The sequence below is a fragment of the Caballeronia arationis genome (assembly GCF_001544975.2).
Lineage (GTDB): Bacteria > Pseudomonadota > Gammaproteobacteria > Burkholderiales > Burkholderiaceae > Caballeronia > Caballeronia arationis.
The window spans coordinates 1-1,438 of sequence record NZ_FCOG02000429.1; the positions used below are offsets into that span (position 1 = coordinate 1).

At 60.2% G+C, this 1,438-nt stretch carries 1 protein-coding gene; it reads left to right on the forward strand.

The genetic code is table 11. From position 1 onward, the window contains the following. Positions 1-121: 121 nt before the first annotated feature. Positions 122-1,438: ISNCY family transposase (locus AWB81_RS42895; RefSeq protein WP_374730557.1), on the forward strand; the 1,317-nt coding region annotated here is incomplete at its 3' end.

Consider the following 1,438-nt stretch of genomic DNA (forward strand, 5'->3'; position numbering starts at 1 on the left):
TGTAGGTCCCAAGTTCAAATGTCGCATTTCCGCCAAGTAGAGATGTCGCATTTTGTCGTAGGTTCGTGTCCAGACAAGCGGATCTGGAGCGCGGACCATGAACACGACCGGGACCATCACGATGTCAATGCGCGAAGTGGATCGCCTCAAGGTCATTCAGGCTGTCGTCGAGCGGCAGCTCAAGCCGGGCCGTGCCGCTGAGCGGCTATGCGTGAGCGTGCGGCAGATCGAGCGGCTTGTCTGGCGTTATCGTGCGGACGGTGCCCGCGGTCTGGTGTCCAGCAAGCGCGGCCGCGCGAGTAATCACCGGCTGCCGGACGGCGTGGCGCAACGTGCGCTCGCACTAATCCGTGAGCGCTATGCCGATTTTGGTCCGACGCTGGCGTGCGAGAAGTTACGGGAATGCCACGGCATTGAACTGGCTGTCGAGACGATTCGTTCCCTGATGACGGCAGCGGGCCTTTGGGTGCCTCGCAAACAGCGTCCGCCCAAGATTCACCAGCCGAGAAACCGGCGCTCGTGTCTGGGCGAGCTGATCCAGATCGATGGCTGCGATCATCGCTGGTTCGAGGAACGCGCGCCGGCGTGCACATTACTGGTGTTCATCGACGATGCCACCAGCCGGCTGATGACCCTGCACTTCACTGCCACCGAGTCGACGTTCAGCTATTTCGAGGCGACGCGTAAATACATCGAAGCGTACGGCAAACCAGTCGCACTCTATAGCGACAAGGCCAGCGTGTTCTCATGCAACAGTCATTCGAGTACGCCCGGCAAGGGCGTTACCCAATACGGGCGGGCCTTGTACGAGCTCAATATCGATACCTGGTGTGCCAATAGCAGCCAGGCAAAAGGACGCGTTGAGCGGGCCAATCTGACCTTGCAGGATCGGTTGGTGAAGGAGTTGCGACTGCGCGGCATCGATACCAAGGAAGCGGCCAATGCCTATGCGCCCCACTTCATCGCCGACTTCAATGGCCGCTTTGGCAAGGTGCCCAAGAGTGGCTTCGATGCCCATCGCGCGCTGCGCGAGGATGAGAATCTCGATCTGATTCTGACGCATCGTGTGTCGCGTTGCGTGTCGAATAGTTTGACGTTGCAATACGACCGGGTGATCTACATGCTGGACGATACGCCGCAGACACGCGCCCTCACCCATCGCTATATCGACGTGTACGAATACCCGGATGGGCGCATCGAAATTCGGGCGGATGGAGACGCGCTGGTCTATCGCCAGTACGACCGGTTAACCGTGGCGGATCAGGGTGCCGAAGTGGATAACAAACGCCTGGAGCATGTGCTGGCGTTATCGCGTCAGGTGCAGATGGAGCGCGACAACCGGCGCGCCTCGGGTTCGCCGTCAAGGACGAATCAGGGCGAGCCGGTCAGGCCGAAGATGCGGGCCAACAACACGCGCAAGCAACGCGAACTGAAGCCG